Source organism: Chloroflexota bacterium, assembly GCA_026713825.1.
GTDB lineage: Bacteria > Chloroflexota > Dehalococcoidia > Lucifugimonadales > UBA1127 > UBA1127.
Genome location: JAPONS010000034.1, coordinates 1 through 1,886 on the forward strand (window position 1 = coordinate 1; position 1,886 = coordinate 1,886).

The 1,886-nt window shown below is 59.7% G+C and carries 2 protein-coding genes and 1 pseudogene; all 3 read left to right on the plus strand.

Annotation, left to right across the window (positions count from 1 at the left end; genetic code table 11):
- A partial coding sequence (locus OXC99_04175; protein ID MCY4624186.1) for a reverse transcriptase domain-containing protein occupies nucleotides 1-291 on the plus strand: 291 nt, incomplete at its 5' end.
- Between the two features lie 54 nt (nucleotides 292-345).
- Nucleotides 346-609, plus strand: a complete 264-nt coding sequence (locus OXC99_04180) for a type II toxin-antitoxin system RelB/DinJ family antitoxin (GenBank protein ID MCY4624187.1) — start codon at nucleotides 346-348, stop codon at nucleotides 607-609.
- Nucleotides 596-878: pseudogene (locus tag OXC99_04185) on the plus strand (type II toxin-antitoxin system YafQ family toxin). Before OXC99_04180 ends, OXC99_04185 begins: the two are co-directional and overlap by 14 nt.
- Nucleotides 879-1,886: the final 1,008 nt, after the last annotated feature.

Below are 1,886 nucleotides of genomic sequence, written 5' to 3' on the forward strand. Positions count from 1 at the left end.
CACGGCTTCCGCCCGGGCCGCTCTGCCCATGATGCCCTGCACGCAGTGCGGGAGGGCGTGATGGAAGGCAAGCGGTGGGTGATTGATGCGGACATTTCGAAATATTTCGATTCGATTTCGCACCAGCACCTGCGGGAGTTCCTCGACCTGCGGATCAAGGACGGAGTGGTCCGTCGAATGTTGAACAAGTGGCTCATATCGGAACGTTCCGATATCGCCTGTAGAGCCCTCTTCAGGCTCATTTCCCGCAGGAAACAACCCCTCCCCTCAGGCTCACTTCGCGTTGGATGAGGCTCGATGCAGCGCAATGTAGTACAATGTCATACAAAGGGAAGGAATGTAGTAATGGCTGCTAATCAACTCGTCCAAGCCCGCATCGACGGGGCCGTGAAGGAAGAAGCGGCAGCAGTGCTTGCCGCCATGGGCCTGACTGTGTCCGACGCCGTGCGACTGCTGCTCACGAAGGTGGCGCAGGAGAAGGCCCTTCCGTTCGCACCACTGATTCCGAATGCGGTCACCATTGAGGCAATGAAGGAAGCCCGTAGAGGCAATCTGAAACGATCTGGCAACGTGCAGGAACTGCTCGACGATCTGCATGCGGACGATTGAGCTCACCAGCCAGTTCAAGCGTGGCTGCAAAGCGCGAGTCTCGGGGGCGTCATCGAGCATCTCTCGATGACACCCTGGTATCGGTCATTGAGGCGTCGGCCCGGGATGCAACGCTTGAGTACCGACTTCGAGACCATGCGCTAAGCGGCGAGTGGGCCGATCACCGTGAATGCCATGCGAAGCCGGATTTGCTGCTGATCTACCAGAAGCCCGATGGCGGTACGCTGCGACTAGTCCGCCTCGGGTCTCATTCTGCGCTGAGTCTGTAATGTCAATGGGCATCGAAAATGGCACACTTCTTTGGGGTGCGTGATTCTCTCTTGACGTTGACAGTGGGCTATGGCGGCATTAAAGTCGATGATCGGCTCACGCGCTATGTGGGCGTCGATGCGAGCACGAGGTGCCGCCGCCTGGGCCGGGCTACCGGCGAGGTGCACCCCGACGAGCAGTTCTGCGTAGACAGCAGCTGGCAGCACAGCGCTCTCGCTTGCCAGGGGTCCGAGCAGACTGCACAATGTCAGCTGGGTGACCGATATATCGTCCTCGCGACGACGCTCCGCGGCCACGAGCGCACTTGTGTCGACTACGACTCCCATCGGTTCACCGGGGGGTTTTCGGATGCACTGACTGCATCGAGGTCTTCGGCGAACGCGTGATCGCCTGCGGCACCGTCACACCATGCGCTGAGCACCTCCCCAAGAGTGGCGTCATCAGCTTCGCGTTCGATCGGCACGACCCGCGCTATGGGTCTTCCATTCCGCTTGATGACGAGAGAGTCTCGGCGATCACGCACCTTGGATAGGCCCTCTCCGAGATTACGGGCGAGGTCGGTGGCTCGAATCGTATGTTCCACAATTCTGAATCCACAGGATTATGGGCGCCGTGGGCGGCCGTACACCCTGGGCACGAGGCCCCGGAGGCAGTCGGCGCGGTCGAGGCATTGGACGGTGAGTCGAATTTGTATCGTCTCATTCGCGCTTGAAAGCGCATCACTCCGGTAGTTTGGATCCGAGGAGCAAGGGCGCTCACTCAGGATCCTTCTGCCACCTCTCGGCCAATCCTTGGAAGCTCTCGTAAAGCGTCTTCCGACCCGGCGCGTTACGGCGCTCCTTGACATAATCGCGGGCTAGCACCCAAGTTCGAACGCAGGCCGTGCGACCAGAGGGCGTGTACATTTCCTAGTGCTTGGCCTTCTCCTGAATGGCCACGGCAACCAACTCGCAGTGGTTCAGGTAAAGGACCAAGGCCGCGGAATCGATGTCCTTGGTCCGATCAAG

What these genes read in the sequence shown, in the direction of transcription:
- OXC99_04180 (MCY4624187.1), top strand. Translation starts at nt 346, where the DNA reads ATGGCTGCTAATCAACTCGTCCAAGCCCGCATCGACGGGGCCGTGAAG.